We start from the raw sequence: 25,400 nt of genomic DNA, 5'->3' as shown, positions 1-25,400 counted from the left end.
TTACCTGCCTTAGCTGCTGCAATCCGCATAAACCTCAAACCATGAATTCCGAAACATCATCATACATCATAGTAACCGGCGCGGCAGGATTTATCGGCTCGCGCATGGTGCAGTACCTGAACCAGCAGGGTAAGACCAACCTGGTACTGGTAGATGATTTCGGGGTGGAGAAGAAAAGACCGAACTGGGAATCCGCATCTTTTGAACATATTGTAGAACGCTATAATTTATTTTCCTGGCTGGATACCCATGAGCCCGTAATAGACCTCGTGATCCATCTGGGCGCAAGGACCGATACCACTGAGTTCGATTATGCCGTTCATGAAACCCTGAACGTTGCTTATTCGAAGGAAGTATGGGAGTACTGCACTGCCAAACAGGTGCCACTGATCTATGCATCTTCAGCTGCCACTTACGGCGCAGGTGAGCTGGGCTATTCAGACAGTCATGCGCTGCCGGAACAGCTGAAACCACTTAATCCTTACGGGATCAGTAAAAACGAATTCGATAAATGGGCGCTGGTACAGGAAAACTGTCCGCCTGCATGGACAGGGCTTAAATTTTTCAACGTATACGGACCGCAGGAGTATCATAAAGGCCGGATGGCAAGCGTGATCTGGCATGCATACAACCAGATCCGCAAAGACGGGAAAATGAAACTTTTCCGTAGTCATAAAGAAGGCTTCAAAGACGGCGAACAGCTCCGCGACTTTATCTATGTAAAAGATGTGGTGAAAGTAATCTGGTGGATGAGCGAACTAATGCTTGAATCAGGCTGGTCCGAAGAAAATAATGGTCTCTATAACCTTGGCACCGGCAAAGCCCGTACATTCAATGACCTGGTAAAAGCAACCTTCGCAGGCATGGATCTGCCGGTTAATATCGAGTATATAGATATGCCCGAAGATATACGCGACAGCTACCAGTATTACACGGAAGCAGACATGAACAAGCTTCGTGCAGCTGGTTATAAAGCGCCATTTTATACACTCGAAGCAGGAGTTGACGATTATGTCCGTCATTATTTAACTGCCCTGTAATTATTGCCCGTTTATTCCCGATTCCTGTTTAACTTTCCTGCAAAGCAATCGTTATGAGTAATAGAATTGCCATCATTGGTGGCGGGAACCTTGGCATGGCTATGGCCGAAGGGCTGGTGAGCAGCGGGTTCATACAGGCGGGTGACCTTATTGTTACAAGACGTAATCTTTCTTTACTGTCTTCCCTGCAGCAAAAAGGGGTAGCTGTAACGACCGATAATCGTGACGCAGTTAAAAATGCCCGCTGGATCATCCTGGCGGTAAAGCCTTTCCAGGTAAAAGAAGTACTTGAAGACCTGAGGCCGGTACTCGATCCGTTAAAACATATACTGATCTCAGTGGTTACAGGTGTGTGGATCAAAGACCTTCAGGAAGTGGCTGGTCCGCAGTTTCCCATTTTCAGGGCAATGCCCAATACTGCGATAGCCATCAAACAAAGCATGACCTGTATCTGTTCCGAAAATGCGGATGCGGGGCAGCAGCAATATGTAAGTGAGCTGTTCAGCCAGCTGGGACGTTCCGTATTAATAGAAGAAAAACTGATGGATGCTGCTACCGTTTTAGGTGCCTGCGGAACAGCTTATGCCATGCGTTATATCAGGGCCAATATCCAGGGCGGAATCGAGATCGGTTTCAGTGCTGCCACAGCTTCACTGATTGCGGCGCAGACGGTGAAAGGCGCTGCGGAATTATTGCTTACGGCCAATACGCATCCTGAACAGGAGATCGATAAGGTAACTACGCCTAAAGGCTGTACCATTGCCGGGCTGAACGAAATGGAACACCAGGGCTTCAGTTCTTCGCTGATCAAAGGGATCGTGACCAGTTACAAGAAGATCGTAAATGATATGTAGTTAAAAGGGCGATCACTGATCGCCCTTTTACTTTTTTACATATGTGCTTTCAGGAAAGCGACAGCTTTTGCATGCGCATCCTCCGTTGCTTCTTTGTTGAATGCGGGGTTGCTCGGGTTGGCAAATCCATGGCCTGCATCATATTTGAAGGTGGTCAGCTTCTTTCCGGCAGTCTGCATATCCTGCTCAAACCTGGCAACCATTTCAGGGGAAGGACTTTTATCCTTGTTGCCAAAAAATCCGATCACATCACAATTGAGTGTTTTCAGTTTCTCGATATTGGTTTCGGGTCTGCCATAATACATCACACAGCCGGCAGCCTGTTTTCCAGCGAGTAAACTGGCCTGCAGGCTCCACATCCCGCCAAAACACCAGCCGATGGTATAGATCTTCGCGTCTTTGCCGGTATACGCAACAGCACCTTTGATGATATTTTCAAGCCGGTCGGTTTTGGCCCCCTGCACCAGTTTCATGGCGCTGTCGGGTGTGGCGGCAACTTTCCCGTCGTAGAGGTCCAGGGCGATTACATTTACATTGTCCAGTTCTTTCCACAATACATCACTTTCGCGTTTAATATAATCGTTCAGTCCCCACCATTCCTGGATCACGAAAATCCATTTATCGCTTTTCTTTTTGCTTTTGATCTCGTAGCCCATAGCGGTGGAACCATCAGCAGCTTTGAAGGTGACAGGGGTACCCAGTGCCTGTTCGAGCTTGTAATAAGCCGGTTTTTCGTGCATCATGGCGAATGCGGCGGTATTGGCTTCCTGGCGGAATTGTTCGCGTACATCGGCATTGAAACAGCTGACATAGCAGGCAGGAGTAAGAAGTTCAGGTTCAGCGGTTTTATAGCTGGAACTCAGCAGGGCGGCGGTACAGAATGCCGCAAGTATGATAAACAGGAATTTTTTCATAGCAAATTTTTTAGTTAAAAGATGTGCACCTCAAATTAACAATTCCCTTACTGAAATCATCGCGCCAGAAGACCTATTTTTTTTGACCGGTTTTTTTGCTGTAGTTTTGTATGACCTCTGAAGTATTTCATCATCATTTTCCAAGGTCATTTTTGTTAGTTCGCGGGCACAAAGGGCAGATAACCAGTTGAGCCGGAGATTTTTTTGTGTTTTATAAGGGTTTGAAAAATATTTAATAGACATATCATGGCCAAGCACATTTTTGTTACCGGGGGAGTAACAAGTAGTTTAGGAAAGGGAATTATTGCCGCATCGCTCGCAAAGCTGCTGCAGGCAAGAGGATTAAGGGTTACTATCCAGAAGTTCGATCCGTATATCAACGTGGATCCGGGTACGCTTAATCCTTATGAGCACGGAGAATGTTATGTAACAGAAGATGGTGCTGAAACCGATCTGGACCTGGGGCATTACGAAAGATTTCTCAACATTTTTACATCACAGGCCAACAACGTGACCACTGGTCGTATTTACCAGACCGTGATCAACAAGGAAAGGGCCGGCGATTTTCTCGGAAAGACCGTACAGGTGGTTCCGCATATCACCGATGAGATCAAACGCCGCATGCTTTTGCTGGGAGAAGACGATAAATACGATATCATCCTTACTGAAATAGGTGGTACCGTGGGCGACATCGAAAGCCTGCCGTTCATTGAAGCGGTACGCCAGCTGCAGTGGGAACTGCCGGAAGAAGATGTAATGGTAGTACACCTTACACTGATCCCTTACCTGAAAGCAGCTAAAGAACTTAAAACCAAGCCGACCCAGCACAGCGTTAAAATGCTGAGCGAAACCGGCGTTCACCCGGATATTATCGTTTGCCGCACGGAAGAGCCGCTGAACAATGATATCAGGAGAAAGATCGGCCTGTTCTGTAATGTGAAGCCCGAAGCCGTGATCGAAGCGATGGATGCAGCCACTATTTACGAAGTGCCTCTGCTGATGCTGCGTGAAAAACTGGACCTGCTCTGCCTGAAAAAAATGAAGATCACCAACTACGGTGAGCCTAACCTCGACAAATGGAAATTATTCCTCGATAAGCTGAAATACCCGAAAAGCAAGGTAACGATCGGCCTCATCGGTAAATATATCGAGCTGCAGGATGCCTATAAATCAATCCTGGAAAGCTTTGTACATGCCGGTGCCATCAATGAGGTAAAAGTGCAGGTGGTGAATGTTCACAGTGAATTCATCACGGAAGAAAACGTAGCGGAAAAACTCAGCGGTCTCGATGGCTTGCTGGTAGCGCCGGGCTTTGGTCTGCGCGGTATTGAAGGTAAGATCGTTGCTGTAAAATATGCACGTGAGAACGGATTGCCATTCTTCGGTATCTGCCTCGGCATGCAAATGGCCGTGATCGAATATGCAAGAAATGTACTGGGGCTTACCGATGCACATTCAACGGAAATGGATACATCCACACGTCACGCGGTGATCAATATGATGGAAGAACAGAAGAAGATCCGCATGATGGGCGGAACCATGCGCCTGGGTGCTTATCCATGTGAGATCAGGGAGAATTCACTGGCACATGAACTCTATGGTAAAACCATGATCACGGAAAGACACCGTCACCGTTACGAGTTCAACAATGAATACCTGGATCTGTTTGAAAACAATGGTATGTTGGCGAGTGGTCGTAACCCGGAAACAGGGCTGGTAGAGATCATCGAATTGCCGAACCATCCTTTCTTTATCGGCGTTCAGTATCACCCGGAACTGAAAAGTACGGTAGAAAGCCCTGCGCCGGTATTTGTAGGTTTTGTAAATGCTGCAAGAAAATACAACGAGCAGAATGGTTCGGTTAAAAGAACTGCATTACAGAGTGAGAACAGGTAATCTCATTTTCTATATTATAAAGAATAAGGCCCGGTAATGCGGGCCTTATTCTTTATGCGTATTGACTGTATCATGCATGTGTTGCCAGTTCTTTTTTCAATTCTTCATACAATGATTTAAACGGTTGTCCGCTTTCCTGCCAGGCTTTTATCTTCTGCTGTAATGCCTGTTGTCTTACAGGATCGGTTGCCGCAAAAAAAGCTGCCAGTAATTGCCGGTCGTGCTCGCCAGCCTTCTCAATATAACTTTTGCCGGTTGCCATTTCTCCTGCATGACGCGTTTCCTGCAATTCCTTTTCGAGCTGTTCACGGAGTTTTAATTTTTCTTCGTAACTCCCTTCCGGTAATACAAGCTTTGCAATAACAGGCATCAGTTCTATCAGCATGAGCAATGCTACCAGCAGGTAATAGCGGTAGGCCACAGCTGTATTATTACTCACAAGATGCTGCAGCGCTTCGATCCTCGTAATAAATCCGTCGTTCAATAACTGATCGAAAGCGGCCTGTTCCTGTATTTTCCGCTGGCTGAGTACCTGGAGGTTACTGTCTGCCCGCTGCAATTGCGGTTGCAGGTTGTTGCCGAGCTGCCGGTATGCCTCATCCAGTTTCTGGTATTCCCGTTGTTTGGCCTGTGCAATATCTTTCATACCAACTTTGCCGCTGCCGCCGGTACCATCGGTTTCGGCGATGAAATTCTCGCGTGCTGCCGCCACTTCACGGTAACGGGCGGTGAGCTCGGCCTGCAGGTTTTGTTTTTGCAGATTGAGGGATGTGACGGCAGGCTGGTAGAGCGAATCCAGTCCTGCGAGCTTCTCTTTCCTTCGTATTTCATTGTCGAGCGATACCTGCACTTTGATCTCTTTATTAAACAGGTACAGCAATGCCGGCTGCGCCATGAACAGGCCGATCACCAGTGCAAGCAGTAACCTGAATAGTACCGGAACCGCTTTGCGCCCGGACGATCTGCTGATACCGCGGATCAGGGTACGATCTATGGAAAGCACAATACCGCCCATCAGTATCCCTAACAGAATAGCAACCATCAGGTAAGGCGTGACCGTACTGAAGAAATAAGTCCAGGCGAGCGTGGCGAACAGCCATGTTGCCAGCACATTCATCCCGATAATGGCATAACGTCCACGATCGATGCTGCAATCGCGCAATAAATCGGCTTCGGCTGTTGACAGCCACCATAAAAAGCGTGTTGCCGGGGTAGGGGCATACCTGTAACCGCCGGGAACAGGGGTATTGTTTTCCTGCATAACAAAAAATTAGCGGTTGAAGCGGGGAAATGTCCTTTTGTGTGTGAAAGAGACGTAAAGAAACGAAGAAAAACAGCGCGCCGGACCTTTCATATTCAATTTAAAGCTATTTTAACGAGGCCCAAAGTTCGGTACTACAATCTTCGATCCATGTACTACCTTTGCCGCTCAACAAAAGTTACTATGAAGACGGATAAGAACACGGTCATTGGTTTTGTGTTGCTGGGTATTTTATTTTTCCTCTATTTCTGGTTTAGCAACAAGCAGCAGAGTGCTGCCATGGAAACAAAGAAAAGACAGGAAGATTCCCTTGCACGCGTAGCAGCTGCCCGCATTACCCCGCAGGACAGGGAGAATGCAAGGCTGGATTCCCTGCGCAGGGATTCTGCATCCCGCGTTTCTGCCGCCGGTGAATTTGTAAGTGCCGGTATCGGTACAGAACAACTGGTAACTGTTGAAAACGATGTGATCAAAGCTGTTTTCACCAATAAAGGCGCACAGGTTAAAAGCGTTGAACTGAAAAATTATAAAGGCGCTATCGATGGCAAACCTGTAGTACTTGCTTCCAATAACCAGGTTGGCTACAGCATCAATACAGGTGCAAACCAGTCGGCCCAGACTTCAGGTCTCTTCTTTACTGCCGCCGAACCTGTAAAAAATGCAGACGGAAGCACTACAGTGAATTTTACATTGGGTGCAGCTAACGGACAGCAGATCGTTCACCAGTACGTGGTAAAAAAAGACGCGTACATGATCGACTGGAATGTGATCCTCACAGGTGCAGACAGGCTGCTGAGCCAGGGTCAGATGAACCTGTCCTGGAAAACGGAAACCTACCAGCACGAAAGAACTGCTGCGTATGAAAGGCAGATGTCCAATATCTGTTTTTCAGAAGGCAATGACTTTGATTATATCTCTGTAAAGAATGAGAAGAAATTTGAAAAACCGGTACAATGGGTGAGTGTTGTGCAGCAGTTCTTCAATACCACACTGATCGCGAAGAACAGCTTCAGCGATGGCCAGGTAAAATGGGAGCGTAAAACGGATTCGAGCAATGCACTCGCAAATGCTGAAGCCGACCTGAAGCTCAAAGTGCCTGTTGCAGCTTCTGCAAGCGTGCCTTTCCAGCTGTATTTTGGTCCCAGCGATTATAATATCCTGAAAAAACAGGCGCCTGAAATGGACAAGATCGTGAACCTCGGTCGCGATATGTATTCTTTTGTACGTCCCATCAACAAATACATCATCATGCCTGTATTCGATTTCTTTGCATCATTTGTAAAGAACTTCGGTTGGGTAGTATTGCTGCTGACATTGTTTATCCGCCTTGTTACATCACCATTAACTTATACCAGTTACCTGAGCGGTGCCAAAATGAAAGTACTGCGCCCGGAACTGGATGCGCTTAAAAAGAAATTCGGAGACGATCAGCAGGGTTTTGCGATGGAACAGATGAAACTGTTCAGGGAAGCTGGTGTAAACCCGCTGGGTGGCTGTATTCCAGCCTTGCTGCAGATCCCGATCTTCTTTGCGTTGTATAGCTTCTTCAACTCTAATATTTCACTGCGCGGACAGGCGTTCCTCTGGAGCCCGGATCTGTCGTCTTACGATGTGATCGCAACACTGCCGTTCAGTATTCCGTTAGGTTTCGGAGATCATATCAGCCTGTTTACCATTACTGCGGTAGTGACCAGCTTCCTGATCTCTATCTACAACATGAGCATGACACCGACGCAGGACAATCCTATGCTGAAGTATATGCCTTATATCTTCCCGTTCATGTTGTTGTTCATCTTTAACAAACTGCCATCGGCACTGACCTGGTACTATACGGTTTCGAACCTGATCACGCTGGGATTACAGTTTGTGATCCAGAATTATATCATCAATCATGATAAGATCCTGGCCAAGATAGAAGAGAAGCGGAAAGCGCCGAAGTCGAAAAGCAAATGGCAGGAGCGTTATGAAGGGATGATGGAAAGTCAGAAAAAGCTCCAGGAGCTGAAGGAGAAGAACCAGAAAAGAAAATAGAAATAGTTAATAAAGTACATGCCCGTGGTTTTAAAAGATCACGGGCATGAATTTGGATAAGATTGTCTAAAGCTTTACGCTATGAAAAGAATAATAGGTTCCTTTTTATTACTCGTTGTCTGCACAGCAGCAATGGCACAGCAAAGGGTAGTGGCAGAATGTACTGTCACATACAGTATAACACTGGAAGACGGTGCACCGGATAATGAAATGACAGAATCTTTGAAATCCAGCGTAAAAACGGTTTATATCAAAGCGAATAACAGCCGCAGCGATATTATGAGCCCTTCTTTTAAACAATCACTTATTTACGATAAATCTGCGGGTACGGCAGTGATACTGCGTGAATTCGGGAACAATAAATTCATGACCAGGCTGGATAATGCCAAATGGACAGCATTGAACAATGCATATGAAGGCATGACCATCAATAACCTGAACGAGACCAAAACGATCCTTGGTTATGAATGCAAAAAAGCGGAGTTAGTACTGAAGGATGGCAGCAGTTTTATTATTTATTACGCCACCAATATTGTTCCTTCCGTAAAAGAGTTTGAATACCAGTTCAAGGATGTGCCTGGTTTTGTGCTGGAATATGAATCTAAGGAAGGCAACAGCGGCAAGATCCGGTTTACTGCAACCAAGATCAATACCAATCCCGTTCAGCTCTCCCGTTTCGACATCCCTACAACGGGCTACAGGCTGCTGAATTAATAAATTAATATATTACCGGCTAACCTCACCAATGCACTGACCACTTGTGGTCATGCCCCCTCACTTCGCCCTCACTATAAATACCAGCGTGCCAATAATCAACCAGATGATCCCTCATCCAGCAATCAACCCCTTAAAAACAGGAAAAATTAATGATGAGCCGGAGCCGGCGTCTTGAATTTGGGAACTTTTACCTTAAACTTGTAAGGATAGATGTAAGTAGTATTCCCGTTATCATATTTCAGCAGGGAGCTCACTTCAAGACCATTGCTTGTCTCTTTGGGTTGAAAGGTTTGTGTACCTTTGAACTGAAGATTGGTCTTTAAAGAAGTGTAAGTCAATCCTTTATGTGAAAGACTATTCAGATTTTTGAGCGAATACTTGCTGTTTTTGGTCTTCTCATCTGAGAGGCCGGTGAATGAAAAGGCAGCAAAAGCAACCTGAACAGCCACCGTAAGAATGGCCGCCGCAGCGATTTTGTGTATATTTTGCCTGATTTTCATTAGTACAAAGGTATGCAATTCTTAAATAAAAAACAATTATGACTTCATTAACTAAACGTTAATCGGTCAAAAAAGTTACAAAAAAGGTGAAAAAAGCCAAAAAAGGTATTTAAATTAGGTAAACCAATAGACGATGAGAGAAAATCCATACAGAGAAGACAGGGAGGGACTGAAAGAGCTATTGAAACAATATCAGAACCTCAGAAATGGCAGGAGCCATAGTTTTCTGGAAGAAGAGGCATTTGAACGTATTATCGATTATTTTGATGACAAGGACAATGTCCCCGAAGCCCTGGAGGCGGCCGAGACCGGCCTGGAACAATTCCCGTATTCATCGCAGCTAATGATCAAGAAGGCAGATCTGCTGCTGGCCACGCGCAAATACAGTGAAGCGCTGGAAATACTGGAGCGTGCTGAATTATTCGACAGCAGCGATATCAATCTTTATATTCTTAAAACCGATGCTTACCTGGCACTCGATCAGCAATCCCGGGCCGTGGAACTCCTTGAGGCGGCTTTGCAGCTGTTCGAGGGTGAAGAACGCCTCGACCTGCTGTTTGAGCTGGCCGATGTATATGATGATTATGAGGAGTTCGATAAAGTGTTCGATTGTCTGAAACTGATCCTGGAGGAAGAACCGAATAACGAGGAGGCATTGTATAAGATCTGTTTCTGGACCGATTTCACAGGCCGCAATGAAGAAAGTATCCGCCTGCACCAGCGAATTATAGAAGATTATCCTTTCAGCGAGCTGGCCTGGTTTAACCTGGCTGCGGCATTCCAGGGCCTGAAACTGTACGAAAAAGCGATTGACGCATACCAGTACGCTGTAGCAATAGATGAAAAATTCGATTATGCTTACCGTAATATGGGCGATGCCTACCTCCGTTTACGTAAATACAAGGAAGCCATTGAAGTGCTTGAAAAAGTACTGGAACTGACCAGGCCCGAAGATGTGATCTATGAAGCGATCGGGCATTGCTACCATCGCATGGGGAATTATGCGCAGGCGAGATTCCACTATAAAAAAGCGGTGCACTTAAACCCTGACGACAGTAAACTGCATTACAAGATCGCCGTTACTTATATGCTGGAAGAACAATGGCAGAGTGCGGTGAAACAACTTGAAAACGCTATGCGCATTCATCGCTCGGTGCCGGAATATAATCTTGCTATGGGTGAATGCCGTATGCAGCTGGAGCAATATAAGGAAGCGATCCATTATTTCAGTGCAGTGGTACGCAACAAGCCGAGAAATGTGGCAGGCTGGGAAGCGCTGATCAAATGCCTGATCAAGGCGGAATTTTTCGATGAAGCGATAGAACAGACCCAGGCAGCGCTCAAATCAACAGAAGGTAAACCGATCTTTTACTTTTACCAAAGTGCTATCCACTTCCTGGAAGGCAAATCCAGGGAAGCCCTGCTCAGGTTGGAACTGGCGATGGAGAAAGCCCCCAGGCTGCTTAAAAAATTCCTCGACCTCAATCCTGCCATCCTGCAGAATAACCAGGTTGTAGACATCATAGCCCGTTACAAAAAAGGGAAAAAAATCTAAGCATTTCAGGCCGGGGGAAAAGCCCCGCTGTGCAAGTCGGCCGATTAACCTATTTTTGCCGCCGACAAGCTAAAACAAACAGCAATGAATTTTAATCTGACGCAGATGCCAGTCCGCACACAGCAACCTCGCAGTGCCGGAGTGACAATGGTAATGGACAAAGGACTAAGCATTAATGAAGTTCATAATTTCCTGAGCATATCGGGGCCGCACGTAGATATTGTAAAGCTTGGGTTCGGGACATCTTATGTGACACCGAATCTTCGTGAAAAGATAGAAGTATATCATTCCTATAATGTACCCATATATTTTGGAGGAACATTATTCGAAGCTTTCCTGATCCGTAACCAGTTCGACGATTATGTGGCGATGTGTAAGGATTACGGTGTATCCTATATGGAAGTGAGCGATGGCTCGATCAGCATTCCGCATGCAGAAAAATGCGGCTATATCGAAAAACTCACACAGCATGGTACTGTATTGAGTGAAGTGGGCAGCAAAGATGCTGCACATATTATCCCGCCTTATAAATGGATCGAACTGATGCGCGCAGAACTTGAAGCGGGTTCTTCCTACGTGATCGCAGAAGCAAGGGAAGCAGGTAACGTAGGTATATACAGGGGAAGTGGTGAAGTACGTGAAGGCCTTGTACAGGAAATCCTGACACAGATACCGGAAGAGAAAATATTATGGGAAGCACCACAGAAAGCCCAGCAGCTTTACTTCCTGGAACTGATCGGGTGTAATGTGAATCTCGGAAATATTGCCCCGCATGAAGTAATAGCACTGGAAGCGATGCGGGTAGGACTTCGTGGTGATACCTTCGAACTTTATCTCGATAAAAAATCCTGATCATCATGCGGCGGTTTGGACTTCTCGGATTCCCGCTTACCCATTCATTTTCCCAGGGATATTTCACTGAAAAATTCCAGCGGGAGAATATTACAGATGCGGGATATGAGAATTTTTCGCTCGAGAGAATAGAGTTGCTGCACGATGTCTTAAAGAATTATCCGGACCTGGCCGGCCTCAACGTAACCATTCCTTATAAGAAACAGGTGTTGCCTTTTCTTGCCGATGCTACTGAAACGGTTAAGGAAATGGGTGCCTGTAACTGTATTAAAATAACGGATGGTAAACTATACGGTTATAATACGGATACAACTGGTTTCAGATCTTCACTGGTACCGTTCTTAAAACCATCACATACAAGAGCGCTGATCCTGGGAACGGGAGGCGCTTCGGCAGCAGTAGCTTTTGTATTGAGGCAACTCGGGATCGGTTACCTGTTCGTATCACGCCGGCCTTATGAAGATGCGATCAGTTATGAAATGATCGATGAAACGATACTCGATTCCCATCAACTGATCATCAACACAACACCATTGGGTATGTATCCGAATGTGGATGCCTGTCCGCCATTACCTTACCATTACCTCACAGCAGGCCATCATTTGTATGACCTGACTTACAATCCACCCGAAACACTTTTCCTGAAACAGGGAAGGGAGGCAGGTGCTACCATTCAGAACGGAAGGGAAATGCTGGTGCTGCAGGCGGAAGAAAGCTGGGAGATCTGGAATAGTTGAAATAAGTTACTCAGAAGGACGCTTGCTTAACCTGGCGATGGCTTCCCCGGGAATACTTACTTTTTTTCCCGCTGTATAATCATAGCACATCATGCCTGTTTTGGCCACACCGGCAAGTATTGGATTTTCAGGTGTAAGCAATTCTATTTTATAGTAGAGATCAAACCCGAGCCGGTCGAAATCGGCAGCGGCAACGGAAATCCTGACGCTGTTTCCATAGTTCAGTTCTTTTTTGTATTCGATTGCCACATCTGCCATAATCAGCCCGTATCCTGCAAACCCCAGTTCGGTGTACCCATGCGAAACCAGGAATTGCTGCCTGGCTTCATGGATCAGTGAAAGGAATGCATCATTCCCTACATGACCGCCATAATTAAGATCAGTGATGCGGATGGTGAGCTCCGTAGAAAAATAGAAGTCTTCCGGCAGTGATAATCGGATGCGGTTCATGTTATTGCTGTTCTTTAAGAAAACTGATCAATTTTGCTACTGCTTTTGCACGGTGGCTATAGTTGGCTTTTTCCTGCATAGTCATATCAGCAAAAGTTACCGAAGCGCCATCGGGAATAAATACAGGGTCGTATCCAAAACCCTTGTTACCGGATTGTGCCGTTGTTATGCGGCCTTTGCAGATACCTTCAAACTGGTATTCTGTATTGTTAAGGATCAGCGAAACTACTGTTCTGAATTGCGCTGAACGGTCCGGCTCACCTTCCAGTTTCTCCAGCAATTTGAGAATATTCTGCTGAAAATCCCTGCCATCACCTGCGTAACGGGCACTTTTAACGCCAGGTTCTCCGTTCAGGGCAGCTACTTCAAGTCCTGTGTCTTCACTGAAACAATCCTGCCGGGTCAGTTGATGGATAACGGTAGACTTTTCCCTGGCATTTGCCTCCAATGTGTCGTGAGGCTCAGGGATATCAATGTCGATGCCGGCTTCCTTTAAAGTCATGATATGGAAAGAATCAGACAGAACCTGTCTTATTTCATCTACTTTATGCTGGTTATTGGTTGCGAATATGAGAGCAGGGCGCATATATTTTGTTTTAAAGAAATCTAGAGTCCGAATATCTTTTTCAGCGAAAGCCATAGTTTGCTTTTTTCAAGTTTCGCTTCCTGGCTATTCCCGAGCATGGCGGAAAGCGGTGGTGCAAGCAGGAACTGGCATTTGTCATAAGCCTGCACCTGGTATTGCGGAACCACAAACGGTAATTGCACCAGCCTGGTATCGATCCCGAAAAGAAGCAGTTGTTTGGGCTGCATCTGGCTTTTCAGGTAGTCATAGCTGATATCGTTATGCTGTGCGTTGATAATGGCTACATCACCCAGATTCAGTTTGCAGGCACCTAAAATAGCGGAAAGGAACTGGAGCGCTTCATCATTCAGGTGTACGCTTGCCGGATCGCTGACCAGGATCAGGATATTCTTGCCATTGTTGCCCAGGAAGGAGAGTTTCTCACTGGCCGGAACATTTGCCGGAATTACAGCCGGGACAGGAACCTCAACTGCTGGTGTTGAACGGACATTTACCACAGGTGATGGTGGCACAGCTGCAGCCACAACCGGATCCGGTGCAGGCGGGCGCGGGGCTGCCACAGTAGCCAGGGCCCTTCCTTCCACATCATCCAGCACCACCAGGCTGCTTTTGTAAAGCTCCGCCAGCAAAAAATCAGGCAACTGCACTTTATCTCCGCTCATAAATATTAACGACTGTTAGTTTTTATTTTTTTTGTTTCTTTGCGTCAAATATAAAACTATGACAGCAGCACAAGTGATAAACATTACGAAAGTTGAGACGAGTAAGCTGAACGACCTGAGCCTGGAGAATATTCCTTTCGGCCGTTATTTTTCCGATCATATGCTGGAGGCTGATTACGAGAATGGTGAATGGAAGAATGTAGAGATCAAGCCATACCAACCCCTGCTGTTTGATCCGTCACTGGCCGCATTTCATTACGGACAGGCCATTTTTGAAGGTATCAAAGCCTACAAAAGTGAAAGCGGAGAAGCATTTATTTTCAGGCCTTATGATAATTTCCGCAGGTTTAATGTGTCGGCAGAGAGGATGTGCATGCCAACCGTACCGGAAGAAATATTCATTGAAGGAATGCGTCAACTGATAGAGATCGATAAAAACTGGATCCCTGCAAGAAAAGACCATTCTTTATATATCCGTCCGTTCATGATCTCAACTGATACGATGCTGGGTGTAAAACCTTCAGAAACGTATAAGTTTATGATCATCCTGAGCCCGACCGGTCCTTATTATGCAACACCAATGAAGATCAACGTTGAAGAACGGTTTACACGCGCTGCTCCGGGTGGTGTAGGGTTTTCGAAGAATGCCGGTAACTATGGCGGTAGCATGAAAGCTGCAAGAGAAGCCAACAAACAAGGCTATGACCAGGTGCTGTGGACTGATGCGGTTGAGCACAAATGGCTGCAGGAAGTAGGCATGATGAACGTGTTCTTCCTTGTTAACGGAGTGGCGCTTACACCTTCACTGGAAGAGGGAACCATTCTCCAGGGTGTAACCAGGGACAGTGTGATCACTTTACTGAAGGAAGCCGGCATACCTGTTGAAGAAAGAAGGATCAGCATTGATGAACTGATCACAGCATATAAAGCAGGACAACTGCAGGAAGTATTTGGTACAGGTACTGCAGCAACGATCGCATATATCAAAGAACTGAAATATAAGGACGAGGTGATGACTTTCGACACCGACAGCTGGAAAACAGCACCTTTCCTGAGAAAACAACTGGGTGAGATCCGTGAGTCAGCTATCCCGGATACGCACAACTGGATGTTTAAAATATAATTGATCAGCAGATGATATGAGGCCGGCCCGGTCAGGGCCGGCTTTTTTATTGTATTCACTGCAGAATAACCTTCTGTGTTCGCAGTAGGGTCCCGGATCGCGCCTGTAAAATATAAATCCCTCTGGCCAGGTCATTTACATATAAAACGCAGGAGCCTTCCTTCTGAATGCCTGGTGTTACCTGTTTTATTTTATGTCCTGCTGCGTTGAAAAGCTGAATTACAGTAGTAGCCGGCACGCTTGCCGCAAACCGGATGTTGATCTTTTCCCTTGCGGGTACCGGGTAGACCTGAATATGGAAAGCAGAGAGTGCCGGTAATGTATTCTTCTCTCCGCCAGGATAAGCTTTGATCTCAAACCTTTTGGATTGTGACTGCGGATCGGCCTTACCCGATTCAAAATAATAGCTGTTGTCTTTTTCAAGAGCCATCCAGGTATCTGTTTGTTTATCGTGCAGGTAAAACTGTAATTGGCGGGGAAGCTTTTTTTCTGCTACTGTCAGCGTAAAAACACCGGCTTCCGGTGTACTGATACCAATGGGGATAATGGCCGTTGAGTCGACCGGGCGTGCATCGATCGCCAGCATGTGATTATCATCACTGTAGCTGAATAAATTATTAACCGGGTTCATGATTTTTTCGGCATCCAGCCTGTCGCGTTTAGCTTTCGAACTGTCTACGGAATAAATCCTCAGTTCGTCCTGTAAAATGCCATCGCACTCCAGTTTTAATACGATGCGATAATTTTCATCTTCCTGCATAACCCCTGTTGCAGGGGATAGTTTACAATTTTCAGTAAATAATAATTCGTTGACAGTATTGGCGTCGGCTTTTACAAAAAAGACCTGCGACGGTGCCAGTAAACCTGGCGAACCGAATAATCTGCATTGGTAACCACCCGTTCTGCCCAGTAGAGGATTCCAGGTCCAGTAATAAGGTGCTAGTCCGCGGGACCTGCCAATACATGAAATATCTATGGGGCAGAGGTAAGGATTTGTTACTGCACGATAACCTGTGTATTCGTTAGCTGCCAGACTGACCTGCCGGTCTCCCTGAGTGAGTTCGCCGCTCATTGAAAGCCAGATCCGGTCTGTCTTTTGGGAAAAGGAATCAGTTCCGGAATGCAGGGTTGAAGGATAAATGCGGATGACCTGTTGTTGCCCCCAATTACCGATCAACGGAATCCATGAGGCATGATGGTTGAATGGCAGGTAGCCTGTACTATCATCATAACGAAACAGGGAAGAATAGTATTGACTGAGGCTTGCGGGATAACCGGGTTTTGCTGTGTCTGTAAACAGGTAACTGGTTCCGGGATCAACAGGTGTAGTGAAAGGATGACCCAGCAGTAGAAAACTGTTTTCAGCGTCTCGGAATTGCTGCAGAATGTTGACATTACCCCTGATATATGCATTCTGGGCGCCAGCTTCTACGATCGCATCTTCAGCCATAGTAAGATTGTTATTTGTAAAAAGGTAACCGGTTTGCATTGTAACGGATCCTGTAATGGTTAAAGCCGCTGGCAGCGATACATAGGTTTTATTATTAACGACAAGTTTTTTAAGCTCACCATTTACTAACATACCTGAAGGAATCGATTGATGTGTGTTGCCGTTAAACAGTAAACCTCCTTTTGCAGCATTTATTGCACCGGCTCCTGTTACTGCTCCATAAACAGCAAGATCTTTTTGTATGAAGAGGCTGGCATTGGCTGCGATATGCAACTGATTGCATGCTGCGAAAGCATTGATAACCGGCGAGTAGGCTGTGCCGGCCTGTACCAGCACATCTGTTGAATTTGCAGGCAGACTGCTGTTGCACCAGTTTGCCGTATTATGCCAATCATTGCTGTGCTGCCCCAGCCATAAACCAGCGCTCATGGTTGTGATCAAAACCGGATCACTATAGCCTGTACAATGCCCGGCAATGTTTTTTCGTCTGAACCAGGTATTTGTTTTTAGTGCCGGAGGTGTATAGTATAGTGTGTTGCCTGTACCTGTAACTACGGCAAAACCTTTGGTCGTATCCGTAGTTGATTCCCATTGATAGGTAAAAAGTTTGCCGGTATCGGAAGGTGCGGCAAGTTCTAACTGTTGCGGCCTGCTTCCGGAACAAATGGTCTGCGCTGCGGGAGCGTGTTGTTGCCGGATTGCAGGTGTTGGAATAACGACAAACCGTAGCGTATCATTGTTAACTCCATCTGATACGGTAATAGAAAACGAATCCGTATTACCATTTGCTGACGGTAAATAATAAACAGATAGAGGTGTGGTAATACTATTAGGAAGAGACGTTCTGGCCGCATCAAAGCCGGTCAGCTGACCATAAAGCGGTAAATTAATAACACGCCAGGTAAGAAGTTCGCCACTTTCGGCATCAGTTGTTTCAAGATAGTCGGATAAAGCTACTGTTTTTGTATCGGTACATATTTTTACCTGCTGCGGTGAGACATTCCGGAAAATAGGCCCGATACCGTCAAAATACACTTTGCTGAGAGGCGCGATATTTTTTAATACGGGTGTTGCTGCATTGCCAATGGAATCACGGATAACAGAACCGTTCAGCTGCAATGTTGTATTAAGTGAAAGTCCTTTTTTAGCAAGATCATTTTGCTGCACTTCATAAGAAAAACGCAGTATAGCGGTTCCGCTGCCACCGGTATAGAATGCCTGCCGCGTAAATACGCCCGCAGTGAAAAGCAGAAAGGGTTTGCCGGTACCGGTATCAACAAAAACATCTTTTGTAAACTGGACAGTAAAATGAACCAGGCTAGCTTTTCCGTATGTTGATTCTGCTGGTACAGTTACGCCGGAAGGTGCAGGTGCTGCCGCATCGATCCGGATATTATTTTGTATGCCTGCACCGGGAACGGTTAATACTCCCGGATTACCCGCCAGATCTGTAATTACAGAGCCGTTTAATAGAAAAGGGGTGTATATTCGTATCCCATCCCGGGCTGTCTCGCCGGCCTGTACCGGATAACTGAACCATATGCGATCGGAGCCGGAACCTGAACTGTAAATACAATTTCTGATCCTTGATCCTATGGTTACCTGCACTGATGGCAACCCGCCTGCAGAATCCACATAAACCGCTTCACTGAATCGCAGTGCAACGTTCAATGTATCGTTTGTTTTATATACACCATTGCCGGGAATTTCCCAGGTAACTACAAACGGCTTGTTGGCATCGACAGGATCATTGGGTTGCTTGATCGAAGTTGTATAAGGAATACTCGAATTGCCTGCTGCATCTTTCAGAATGACCCTGACTGAAATATCGTCTTCCGCGGCAAGGTCTTTGCCGCCGTTCAGAATTGTTATTACAGCCGTATAACTACTGTCATTAACCTTCGAAAAGGAAGCCAGTTGAATATTATTGATGCTTCCTGCGGACAGTTTGAAGATGTCTGTATCCGGATCTGTAGAAATACGCACCATAACGGCATCTCCAACGCGCATGGCCGTATCCCGGATACTGACAGACCTGATAATTGGGGGAGACTTATCAATGTATAGGCTGCTGGTTGCCGTGTATGGAATATTCTGTATGCCGGGAGTAAGATCGTTATCGTTCTGAAGTACCAGGCGTAATGTTCCGCTGCCATTACCGGTAAGAACTGTTATCGTATAAATTGTTCCGCTCCTTCGTATACTTTTTATAGAATAACCTGTGAGGTCTCCGTCTCCCTGCAAAAAAAAATGAGCAGGTTGCAAGTCACCGGCTGACTGGAGTAAATTCAATATAAAAGTTGCGCTGTCTTCCGTAATAATTTTAGAACTGCCTGCAATAAGAGAACTCACCACCGTTTTAGTATAAAATGATACCGTATTTCCATATCCTGTCCCCGCATTGTTTGTGGCAAATGCGCGCAGGTAAATGAGTGTACCGGATGGTAAACCGTACAGTTGCTGCGTGAAAGGCGAATAATTACTGTTGCTGATAACCTTATTGTCCGTATTAAGAGGTAATGCTTTGACAGACCAAGCAAAGCCTTTTTCTGTGATATCTGCCTGCTGGCCGACCAGCATTCCTGTTGCAATTGCAGATTGTTCTGATACAACTACAGGGGCAAGTGTACTGACGACCGGCAATGGTACGGGAATAGTAAAGGAACTGACCGGCGATGCCACAGTACCTGCAATATTACCAGCGGCGACCCGTATAAAATAACGACAGGCAGGCCGTAATCCTGAAATAACCGCATTAAGGTAAGTTGTGCCGCTGTCTTCGGAAAGGGGAGAACCTGCCGGTACAACATTTTTGACTGTGCGGAAATCAGCAAGGGTATCATAAAACAAAATGATGTTTGTTTTTGCATTATTAGGATGAATGCGCATTGTGATCCTTGCCTGATCCTGTATGGTGTCAGTAACAAAAACGGTGTCAATAAGTGGCGGACTTGTAACCTTGTCTGCAGAAAAACTGAATTGATCCATGGCCATGGCATCATCGGAGCCGGCTTCATCGGTATCATCCCAGCGCAGTAATAATTGTTCTCCATTTTTCCAGGTAATGCCGGTGAGTGTAAATGATACCGACAACTGGTTCTCCTGTAAGCGGCCATTTAATGTTAAGGCGCCGGTAGTTGTATGAACTGAATAAAAATCCAGTTGCGGAATCCGGGTAAGCCCCTGCTGAAGAATATCAGTGAATATTCCTGTTTTGTAGTTGCATTGCCAGCTGTTCCTGTTACCGGAACCACCTTTCCGCCATTGCTGGGCCGAAAATGAAACGGTGATACTGTTGAGTGTTATACCCGTCTGGTTGGTGAACAGTACCCCTATTGCATAGATACCTGTGCCGGATGCGAGTGTGCCGAGGGACCGGTCTGTATTACCGCTATTGCCAAAACTATAGACAGCACTGGTGGTTGCAGAACCGGTTCCGGTGGTAAAAACTGCACTGGAGCCCGATCCGGATAACATACAGGCCTGCCAGCCTGCTGCAGCCACTGCATTAACAGGAGCTGCGGAAAGGGTAATTCCATCTTTTGGCGGCAAAGAAAATGAGCCGGTAACCGGCAGGCTGTTAAAATCCTGCAGGTAAAGGGCGTTCCTGGCAGGGTAGGGAACAGGAGCGACCTGACCGAATATCCGGAAGAAAAACAGGATAGCCGGGAAAAACAGGCATATCCTAAGCAACTTTTTCATGATCTACATTTTGAGTACAGAAAAAGCCTGCTGTTTGTGCGGAACGAAAGTAAGGGAGGTGGGTCCGTCCGGACAAGAGGGGAAATCAAAACAGGTAATAATACGGGTGGGGGTAAAGGTATTTGTACTAGAACCAGAAAAGGAGTGTATCTTTGCCGGGCAAAAAATGAACAGCGGTGGGTAATTTGAGGCTGTTTTAATAGTTTTCCCCAAAAAAAGCGGAAAACTTTCTAAAACTTTTTGGTTTTTCAGTTTCAGCCATTACCTTTGCCGTCCGAAATTTTAAATGGTTTAGAATGCCTACAATACAGCAATTAGTTAGAAAAGGCCGCGAAATTATCAGGGCTAAGAGTAAATCAAGGGCTTTGGATGCATGTCCTCAGCGTCGTGGAGTTTGCACAAGGGTGTATACTACCACTCCAAAAAAACCAAACTCAGCTCTGCGTAAAGTAGCGAAAGTGCGTTTGACCAACAAGGTAGAGGTAATCGCCTACATTCCGGGTGAAGGCCACAACCTGCAGGAGCACTCAATCGTACTGATCCGCGGAGGTCGTGTAAAGGATCTGCCGGGTGTGCGTTACCACATTGTTCGTGGTAGCCTGGATACTGCTGGTGTAAAAGACCGTAAGAAGAGCCGTTCTAAATATGGTACCAAGAAAGAAAAGGCTAAAAAATAATCAAGTTAATCTGTTAATTAGTATATCTCATGCGTAAAGCACAAGCCAAGAAATTACCCCTCGCTCCTGATGGACGTTTCAACGATAAGCTGGTTACCCGCTTCATCAACAACCTGATGTGGCAAGGTAAAAAGAGCACTGCCATCACCATTTTTTATGATGCAGTAGATAAAGTGAGCAAGATCACAGGCGAAGATGGTTATGAAACCTGGAAAAAAGCGGTAGCTAATGTTACACCAGCTGTAGAAGTTCGCAGCCGCAGGATCGGTGGTGCAACATTCCAGATTCCTTCAGAGGTGCGTGCAGACCGTAAGATTTCACTGAGCATGAAGTGGTTGATCCGCTACAGCCGTGAAAGGAATGGTCGTACTATGGCTGATAAGCTGGCTAACGAAATCATCGCGGCAAGCAAAGGTGAAGGCGCTGCTTTCAAAAAGAAAGAAGATACTCACCGTATGGCTGAAGCGAACAAGGCATTCTCACACTTCAAAGCTTAATTCTTCAGGCCGGCAAGTCCGGATGAAATGAATATATCTGACTGAGACCCCGTAAAAAAACGGGGTCTCAGTTTTTATAAAATATACGGCCGAAATATTGCAGTTTCAATGATTTCGCCTATTTTTGATCAGTAGAATCCAATTCCCCTCAAGACTACTACCAATCCAATTCAAGGATGTGTTAAACATCCTCCCAATTCCTACACAAAGGCCCTTTTGTAAAGTCATCCCGGAACGAATGATGATTTGTCATTCCATCCATCGTCCAATCCTGTAAAATTGCCATCGCATGGTCATTGCTTAATTATAAGCAGCCGTGAATCCTTTTCCAATCCTACCAGAAACCGGATATCATCCAATCCGAATCTTCCATGCGAATGGAGGCTGCTATATGCAACCTTTCATTACCTGACAGCTTCATCATCCTCTGCTCAAAAACCACACACCAGCATTATTGCTGATAGCAAACATCGAAGCATTTATCAGGACTCAATCAATGAAAAGAACGATCAATATAACAGGAATACTTCTCTGCTGTTTATTGCTGCTCGGCACTGCATGTAACAAAACACCGGAAACCGTAAAACCGGAAGATATGCTCGTGACCTACCTTACCAGTGAAGCCGGTAACAGGGTATGGCGTATCAGCAAAATATACGAGAACGGCACGGAGAAACCTCTCACGGTTGACCAGATCACTTATACCAAGACCTATACCCGCATTCCCGGTCAGTCTTATATCGGAACTTTTACGGATTCTGATGGCTATAAAGGAAAGTGGAGCCTGCCTTCAGTTATCATTCTGAGCGAAGTCATCAATAATAACCCCACAGGCGATGTGAAGATCGATCTCACCATCAACAGCCTTACCCGGAATGGTATGGATGTGGAATATACCGCTAACGGCAAAACCATCAGAACTGTATACTATGCGTTGTAAGAGTGTATATATGATGGTGGTGCTGCTGCTGCTTACGATAGCCGGTAAGTCGCAGCTGCTTACCTCTTTCTCGTTTGGTTCTATGGGCATGTCTGACAATACGGTAACTGCCAGCGGCGGTGCAGCGATTGTGTTTGACGGGAAAGGAAAATGTGTGAGCGTTTTAAGTGGCGTGAATACGCTGATGACCAGTGAAATCAAAAGCGGCGTATTCGGTGAAAGCTGCAGGGAAATACCGCCGGTAGCTGCGGTGGATCTCTCATTAACCGTATATCCGAATCCGACAAAAGGTATGAGTATCCTTCAGTGCAAAGGAACGATCGATGAATCGCTGTCCTGCCTTGTTCGTGTGATCAGTGCAGATGGAAAAACAGTATTGAACCAGATGGTGTCAGTGACAGCATTGAAAGCAGGTTTTATGATCAACCTCAATGCACATGCTGCCGGCACTTATACGGTGATGGCCGAACTGATGAACAAACGTTACAGCCTGCGGTTGATCAAACTGTAAGGCGACGATGATCAGAATAAAGAATTTATGTATAACCCCGGGATCCGGTGTCCTATGAAAAACTTTTAAAAGCCGTGTCCTGTGAAAAACCATTTTAAGTCCTGTCCTATGAAAAACTATTTTAAAAATATTAATCACATCCAGCTTATATGAAGTGCATATCTACACTCGTTCGCAACATTTTAATGGTTGCTTTTTTGCTGGCAGCTGCTGTTGCCCAGGCTCAGCCTCCTGCAGGATATAGTTTCCAGGCTGTAGCAAAAGATCCGTTGGGTAATGTAGCCAAGAACAGAACCGTGTACGTTAAAGGTGCTATTTTTCAAACAGCGGCTATTGGCGGTACATTAATGCTGGAAGAGACTTTCCAGGTACAATCTAATAACGATGGCGTTTTTACCATCATCATCGGTCAGGGCACCAAAACACAGGCAAGTCCGCTCAATAGTCTGGCCCAGGTACCATGGGCAAACGGACCTTTTTTCTTTAATCTAAAAGTAGCGATCGCTCCCACCATTCCTGCATCATGGTGGGTGGCAGCCGATAACTACCAGGACTATGGCACAACCCAGTTATGGAGTGTGCCATACGCGTTATACGCAGGTAATGCAAGTGTAACCAATGTGAATACAAGCATACAGGCTGGTCCGCCTAATACTTTCCTGGTAACGGATAGCCTTGGAAATGTGAACTGGCGTACACCACAGGCAGCGCAGGTGAATGTAACAGAAGTAAGGAATGTGAATCTTTCCGTGATCACAGGTCAGTCGGTGAATATTCAGCCGAATACAACATCTGTGGTAAGGATACCGATGCCAGGTGTGAAGCAGGGAGATCCGGTACTTATTTCCGCACAGGGAGATTATATCAACTGGTCTGTATACAATGCATGGATAGGGGTGAACGATACAGTATCTGTAAGGTTTGCAAATTATACAGATGCGCCGGTAACTGTATTCGGTAGTCAGTACAAAGTAGTTGTTATCAAATAATATTATCGTTTTCAGATTGAAAACGACGCATGTTGAAGCTTAAGCAAATGAAATCCTGGTCGATAAAAAACAATATGAGAAAAACAATACACCGACGCATTTTACTTAGCATCGTGATGCTTTTCTCAATCGGGTTAACCGTAAAGGCGCAGAACTTTGGGGATAACCTCGGTAAGCATATTGCCACCGATACGCTGCGTATGCGCGGTCATTATATCATGAATGCAGCCGGCGTAGCCATCGGATCATCCACTATGATCAATGGTAGCGTGGCACTGCAGATAGATGGTGCAGACAAGGCATTGTTGCTTCCGCGTATTCCGGATACATCTGCTATCATGAGTCCGGTGAATGGTATGCTGATCTACAGTTTTTCAGATGATAAACTGTATGTAAGGCAGGGTGGTGTGTGGACGACTTTTGGTTCCTTTGCAAATGGCGTAACCACCTTGAACGGCCAGGTGGGTGCTATCACACTCACTGGGAATGCAGGGAACAATACCATTACGGTAGCGCAGACCGGCGGTACGATTACAATATCAGCTAATAATACCGTTGCATTGTGGAATGCCAACAGATTGATGGGACGTTATTTGTCCAATGCTGTTCCGGCGGCAGGCCAGGTGCTGATGTGGAACAATACAAATCAGGCTTGGGAACCAACGTCGATCAATACCCTGAATAATCTTAACCTGTCGAATGGATTAAAATCAGACTCGATAGTAACAACACTGAACGGTGTTTTACGCAAGATCCCGGCTTCGGATATACTTTTTATTACGGATACAGCAGCGATGCTGAATAAATATCTGCGATTATCAGATACCGCAGCGATGCTGAATGGCTATGCCAGGAAGACAGCATTGGATGCGAAGCTGAATATAGCAGATACAGCAGCGATGCTGGCGAGTTACCTGCGGGCAGCTTCTATTTCAGGGCTGCTTCGTACGAGTGATACAGCTGCAATGCTTAGCGGTTATTTAAAAGCCGCAGCACTGAATGGAAAACTTAATGTAAGCGATACTGCTAATATGCTGGTGAATTATGCGAAGGCGCAGCGTATGCTCGATTCACTTGCTGCGATGCAGAATCGCCTGAATGACAAATTCAATATAAGCGATACAGCGGGTTTATTTGGAAGTTATATCCGATCCCAGGCATTCCTGGATTCGCTGGTGAATGTGCAGGGGCGATTGAATGCTAAACTGGATGTATCGGACACAGCTAATATGCTGTTGAATTATGTGCGGGTTCAGCGTTTCCTGGATTCTTTGTCTGATGTACAGTTACGGATGAATACGAAGCTGGATAAGGCAGATACAGCGCAAATGCTGAGCAATTATGCGAAGACGCAACATATGTTGGATTCTTTGACGAATGTTCAGTCACGTCTGAATACAAAGTTGAATTGGGCTGACACCTCATCAATGCTTGCAAATTATTTAAAGAGTCAGCA

The 25,400-nt window shown here is 45.8% G+C and carries 22 protein-coding genes; 15 read left to right on the top strand and 7 right to left on the bottom strand.

Features of this window, described 5'->3' with window-relative positions; all coding sequences use genetic code 11:
* The first annotated feature begins 41 nt into the window (after positions 1-41).
* Complete coding sequence (rfaD, locus tag B5D42_RS12220) at positions 42-1,040, top strand: ADP-glyceromanno-heptose 6-epimerase (RefSeq protein WP_078831804.1); 999 nt, start codon at positions 42-44, stop codon at positions 1,038-1,040.
* Between the two features lie 53 nt (positions 1,041-1,093).
* A complete protein-coding gene (gene proC / locus B5D42_RS12215; protein WP_078831803.1) occupies positions 1,094-1,894 on the top strand; it encodes a pyrroline-5-carboxylate reductase in 801 nt (266 codons plus the stop codon).
* Between the two features lie 35 nt (positions 1,895-1,929).
* Here the strand turns inward: proC and B5D42_RS12210 are convergent, their stop codons facing one another.
* Positions 1,930-2,808: a dienelactone hydrolase family protein gene (locus B5D42_RS12210; RefSeq protein ID WP_078831802.1), complete on the bottom strand. Its 879-nt coding sequence runs from the start codon at positions 2,806-2,808 to the stop codon at positions 1,930-1,932.
* Between the two features lie 246 nt (positions 2,809-3,054).
* On the opposite strand from B5D42_RS12210, the gene pyrG reads away from it, so the two are divergent.
* A complete protein-coding gene (pyrG, locus tag B5D42_RS12205) occupies positions 3,055-4,704 on the top strand; it encodes a CTP synthase (protein ID WP_078831801.1) in 1,650 nt (549 codons plus the stop codon).
* 70 nt (positions 4,705-4,774) lie between these two features.
* Here pyrG and B5D42_RS12200 read toward each other — a convergent pair whose 3' ends face one another.
* Positions 4,775-5,965: a DUF4407 domain-containing protein gene (locus B5D42_RS12200; RefSeq protein WP_078831800.1), complete on the bottom strand. Its 1,191-nt coding sequence runs from the start codon at positions 5,963-5,965 to the stop codon at positions 4,775-4,777.
* Between the two features lie 183 nt (positions 5,966-6,148).
* Here B5D42_RS12200 and yidC point away from each other — a divergent pair, with 183 nt between their 5' ends.
* On the top strand, positions 6,149-7,996 hold the full coding sequence (yidC, locus tag B5D42_RS12195) for a membrane protein insertase YidC (protein WP_078831799.1): 1,848 nt from the start codon (positions 6,149-6,151) through the stop codon (positions 7,994-7,996).
* An 81-nt stretch (positions 7,997-8,077) separates the two neighbouring features.
* The gene (locus B5D42_RS12190) at positions 8,078-8,710 is read left to right on the top strand and encodes a DUF244 domain-containing protein (RefSeq protein ID WP_139367136.1); all 633 of its coding nucleotides are present in this window, start codon (positions 8,078-8,080) and stop codon (positions 8,708-8,710) included.
* A 149-nt stretch (positions 8,711-8,859) separates the two neighbouring features.
* Here B5D42_RS12190 and B5D42_RS12185 read toward each other — a convergent pair whose 3' ends face one another.
* Positions 8,860-9,213 (bottom strand): hypothetical protein, encoded by a 354-nt coding sequence (locus B5D42_RS12185; protein WP_078831797.1) that lies wholly within the window; start codon positions 9,211-9,213, stop codon positions 8,860-8,862.
* 133 nt (positions 9,214-9,346) lie between these two features.
* Here B5D42_RS12185 and B5D42_RS12180 point away from each other — a divergent pair, with 133 nt between their 5' ends.
* The 3 genes from B5D42_RS12180 to B5D42_RS12170 all read left to right on the top strand — a co-directional run bounded on the left by B5D42_RS12180 (position 9,347) and on the right by B5D42_RS12170 (position 12,357).
* Entirely contained in the window at positions 9,347-10,768 is a 1,422-nt protein-coding gene (locus B5D42_RS12180; protein ID WP_078831796.1) for a tetratricopeptide repeat protein, read from the top strand.
* 84 nt (positions 10,769-10,852) lie between these two features.
* The gene (locus B5D42_RS12175; protein ID WP_078831795.1) at positions 10,853-11,620 is read left to right on the top strand and encodes a phosphosulfolactate synthase; all 768 of its coding nucleotides are present in this window, start codon (positions 10,853-10,855) and stop codon (positions 11,618-11,620) included.
* Positions 11,621-11,625: 5 nt separating this feature from the next.
* A complete protein-coding gene (locus B5D42_RS12170; protein WP_078831794.1) occupies positions 11,626-12,357 on the top strand; it encodes a shikimate dehydrogenase family protein in 732 nt (243 codons plus the stop codon).
* 6 nt (positions 12,358-12,363) lie between these two features.
* On the opposite strand, the gene B5D42_RS12165 is transcribed toward B5D42_RS12170, so the two are convergent.
* From B5D42_RS12165 to B5D42_RS12155, 3 genes are read right to left on the bottom strand one after another with little or no spacing between them, the layout of a single operon-like run.
* On the bottom strand, positions 12,364-12,807 hold the full coding sequence (locus B5D42_RS12165; protein ID WP_078831793.1) for an acyl-CoA thioesterase: 444 nt from the start codon (positions 12,805-12,807) through the stop codon (positions 12,364-12,366).
* 1 nt (position 12,808) lies between these two features.
* Entirely contained in the window at positions 12,809-13,393 is a 585-nt protein-coding gene (gene rdgB, locus B5D42_RS12160) for an RdgB/HAM1 family non-canonical purine NTP pyrophosphatase (RefSeq protein ID WP_078831792.1), read from the bottom strand.
* 20 nt (positions 13,394-13,413) lie between these two features.
* Positions 13,414-14,055 (bottom strand): hypothetical protein, encoded by a 642-nt coding sequence (locus B5D42_RS12155; protein WP_078831791.1) that lies wholly within the window; start codon positions 14,053-14,055, stop codon positions 13,414-13,416.
* A gap of 58 nt (positions 14,056-14,113) precedes the next feature.
* Between B5D42_RS12155 and B5D42_RS12150 the strand changes: the two genes are divergently transcribed.
* Positions 14,114-15,178, top strand: a complete 1,065-nt coding sequence (locus tag B5D42_RS12150; protein ID WP_078831790.1) for a branched-chain amino acid aminotransferase — start codon at positions 14,114-14,116, stop codon at positions 15,176-15,178.
* A gap of 55 nt (positions 15,179-15,233) precedes the next feature.
* On the opposite strand, the gene B5D42_RS12145 is transcribed toward B5D42_RS12150, so the two are convergent.
* Positions 15,234-20,330: a DUF8696 domain-containing protein gene (locus tag B5D42_RS12145; protein WP_078831789.1), complete on the bottom strand. Its 5,097-nt coding sequence runs from the start codon at positions 20,328-20,330 to the stop codon at positions 15,234-15,236.
* 296 nt (positions 20,331-20,626) lie between these two features.
* Between B5D42_RS12145 and rpsL the strand changes: the two genes are divergently transcribed.
* From rpsL to B5D42_RS12115, 6 genes are all read left to right on the top strand, one after another.
* A complete protein-coding gene (rpsL, locus tag B5D42_RS12140; protein WP_026767866.1) occupies positions 20,627-21,007 on the top strand; it encodes a 30S ribosomal protein S12 in 381 nt (126 codons plus the stop codon).
* A 29-nt stretch (positions 21,008-21,036) separates the two neighbouring features.
* Positions 21,037-21,504: a 30S ribosomal protein S7 gene (rpsG, locus tag B5D42_RS12135; protein WP_078831787.1), complete on the top strand. Its 468-nt coding sequence runs from the start codon at positions 21,037-21,039 to the stop codon at positions 21,502-21,504.
* A gap of 496 nt (positions 21,505-22,000) precedes the next feature.
* Positions 22,001-22,444, top strand: a complete 444-nt coding sequence (locus B5D42_RS12130; protein WP_078831786.1) for a hypothetical protein — start codon at positions 22,001-22,003, stop codon at positions 22,442-22,444.
* Positions 22,434-22,955, top strand: coding sequence for a T9SS type A sorting domain-containing protein (locus tag B5D42_RS12125; protein WP_078831785.1), 522 nt, complete (start codon positions 22,434-22,436; stop codon positions 22,953-22,955). The genes B5D42_RS12130 and B5D42_RS12125 overlap by 11 nt, the downstream gene beginning before the upstream one ends.
* A gap of 149 nt (positions 22,956-23,104) precedes the next feature.
* Entirely contained in the window at positions 23,105-23,944 is an 840-nt protein-coding gene (locus B5D42_RS12120) for a hypothetical protein (RefSeq protein WP_139367134.1), read from the top strand.
* Between the two features lie 74 nt (positions 23,945-24,018).
* Positions 24,019-25,400 (top strand): phage tail-like protein (locus B5D42_RS12115; protein ID WP_139367133.1); only part of this gene is annotated, 1,382 nt, incomplete at its 3' end.

It is taken from the genome of Sediminibacterium ginsengisoli (assembly GCF_900167075.1).
Lineage (GTDB): Bacteria > Bacteroidota > Bacteroidia > Chitinophagales > Chitinophagaceae > Sediminibacterium > Sediminibacterium ginsengisoli.
The sequence above is the reverse complement of the archived record's forward strand: the minus strand, read 5'-3'. Positions and strand labels throughout refer to the sequence as shown.

Excerpts from the sequence above, each read along its gene's own strand:
- B5D42_RS12190 (WP_139367136.1), top strand. The coding sequence starts at position 8,078 with ATGAAAAGAATAATAGGTTCCTTTTTATTACTCGTTGTCTGCACAGCA.
- B5D42_RS12120 (WP_139367134.1), top strand. The coding sequence starts at position 23,105 with ATGAAGTGCATATCTACACTCGTTCGCAACATTTTAATGGTTGCTTTT.
- B5D42_RS12170 (WP_078831794.1), top strand. The coding sequence starts at position 11,626 with ATGCGGCGGTTTGGACTTCTCGGATTCCCGCTTACCCATTCATTTTCC.
- yidC (WP_078831799.1), top strand. The coding sequence starts at position 6,149 with ATGAAGACGGATAAGAACACGGTCATTGGTTTTGTGTTGCTGGGTATT.
- rpsL (WP_026767866.1), top strand. The coding sequence starts at position 20,627 with ATGCCTACAATACAGCAATTAGTTAGAAAAGGCCGCGAAATTATCAGG.
- B5D42_RS12210 (WP_078831802.1), bottom strand. The coding sequence starts at position 2,808 with ATGAAAAAATTCCTGTTTATCATACTTGCGGCATTCTGTACCGCCGCC.
- B5D42_RS12165 (WP_078831793.1), bottom strand. The coding sequence starts at position 12,807 with ATGAACCGCATCCGATTATCACTGCCGGAAGACTTCTATTTTTCTACG.
- B5D42_RS12185 (WP_078831797.1), bottom strand. The coding sequence starts at position 9,213 with ATGAAAATCAGGCAAAATATACACAAAATCGCTGCGGCGGCCATTCTT.
- B5D42_RS12130 (WP_078831786.1), top strand. The coding sequence starts at position 22,001 with ATGAAAAGAACGATCAATATAACAGGAATACTTCTCTGCTGTTTATTG.
- B5D42_RS12180 (WP_078831796.1), top strand. The coding sequence starts at position 9,347 with ATGAGAGAAAATCCATACAGAGAAGACAGGGAGGGACTGAAAGAGCTA.
- B5D42_RS12200 (WP_078831800.1), bottom strand. The coding sequence starts at position 5,965 with ATGCAGGAAAACAATACCCCTGTTCCCGGCGGTTACAGGTATGCCCCT.
- B5D42_RS12125 (WP_078831785.1), top strand. The coding sequence starts at position 22,434 with ATGCGTTGTAAGAGTGTATATATGATGGTGGTGCTGCTGCTGCTTACG.
- B5D42_RS12145 (WP_078831789.1), bottom strand. The coding sequence starts at position 20,330 with ATGAAAAAGTTGCTTAGGATATGCCTGTTTTTCCCGGCTATCCTGTTT.
- B5D42_RS12150 (WP_078831790.1), top strand. The coding sequence starts at position 14,114 with ATGACAGCAGCACAAGTGATAAACATTACGAAAGTTGAGACGAGTAAG.
- B5D42_RS12175 (WP_078831795.1), top strand. The coding sequence starts at position 10,853 with ATGAATTTTAATCTGACGCAGATGCCAGTCCGCACACAGCAACCTCGC.
- rdgB (WP_078831792.1), bottom strand. The coding sequence starts at position 13,393 with ATGCGCCCTGCTCTCATATTCGCAACCAATAACCAGCATAAAGTAGAT.
- rfaD (WP_078831804.1), top strand. The coding sequence starts at position 42 with ATGAATTCCGAAACATCATCATACATCATAGTAACCGGCGCGGCAGGA.
- B5D42_RS12155 (WP_078831791.1), bottom strand. The coding sequence starts at position 14,055 with ATGAGCGGAGATAAAGTGCAGTTGCCTGATTTTTTGCTGGCGGAGCTT.
- rpsG (WP_078831787.1), top strand. The coding sequence starts at position 21,037 with ATGCGTAAAGCACAAGCCAAGAAATTACCCCTCGCTCCTGATGGACGT.
- proC (WP_078831803.1), top strand. The coding sequence starts at position 1,094 with ATGAGTAATAGAATTGCCATCATTGGTGGCGGGAACCTTGGCATGGCT.
- pyrG (WP_078831801.1), top strand. The coding sequence starts at position 3,055 with ATGGCCAAGCACATTTTTGTTACCGGGGGAGTAACAAGTAGTTTAGGA.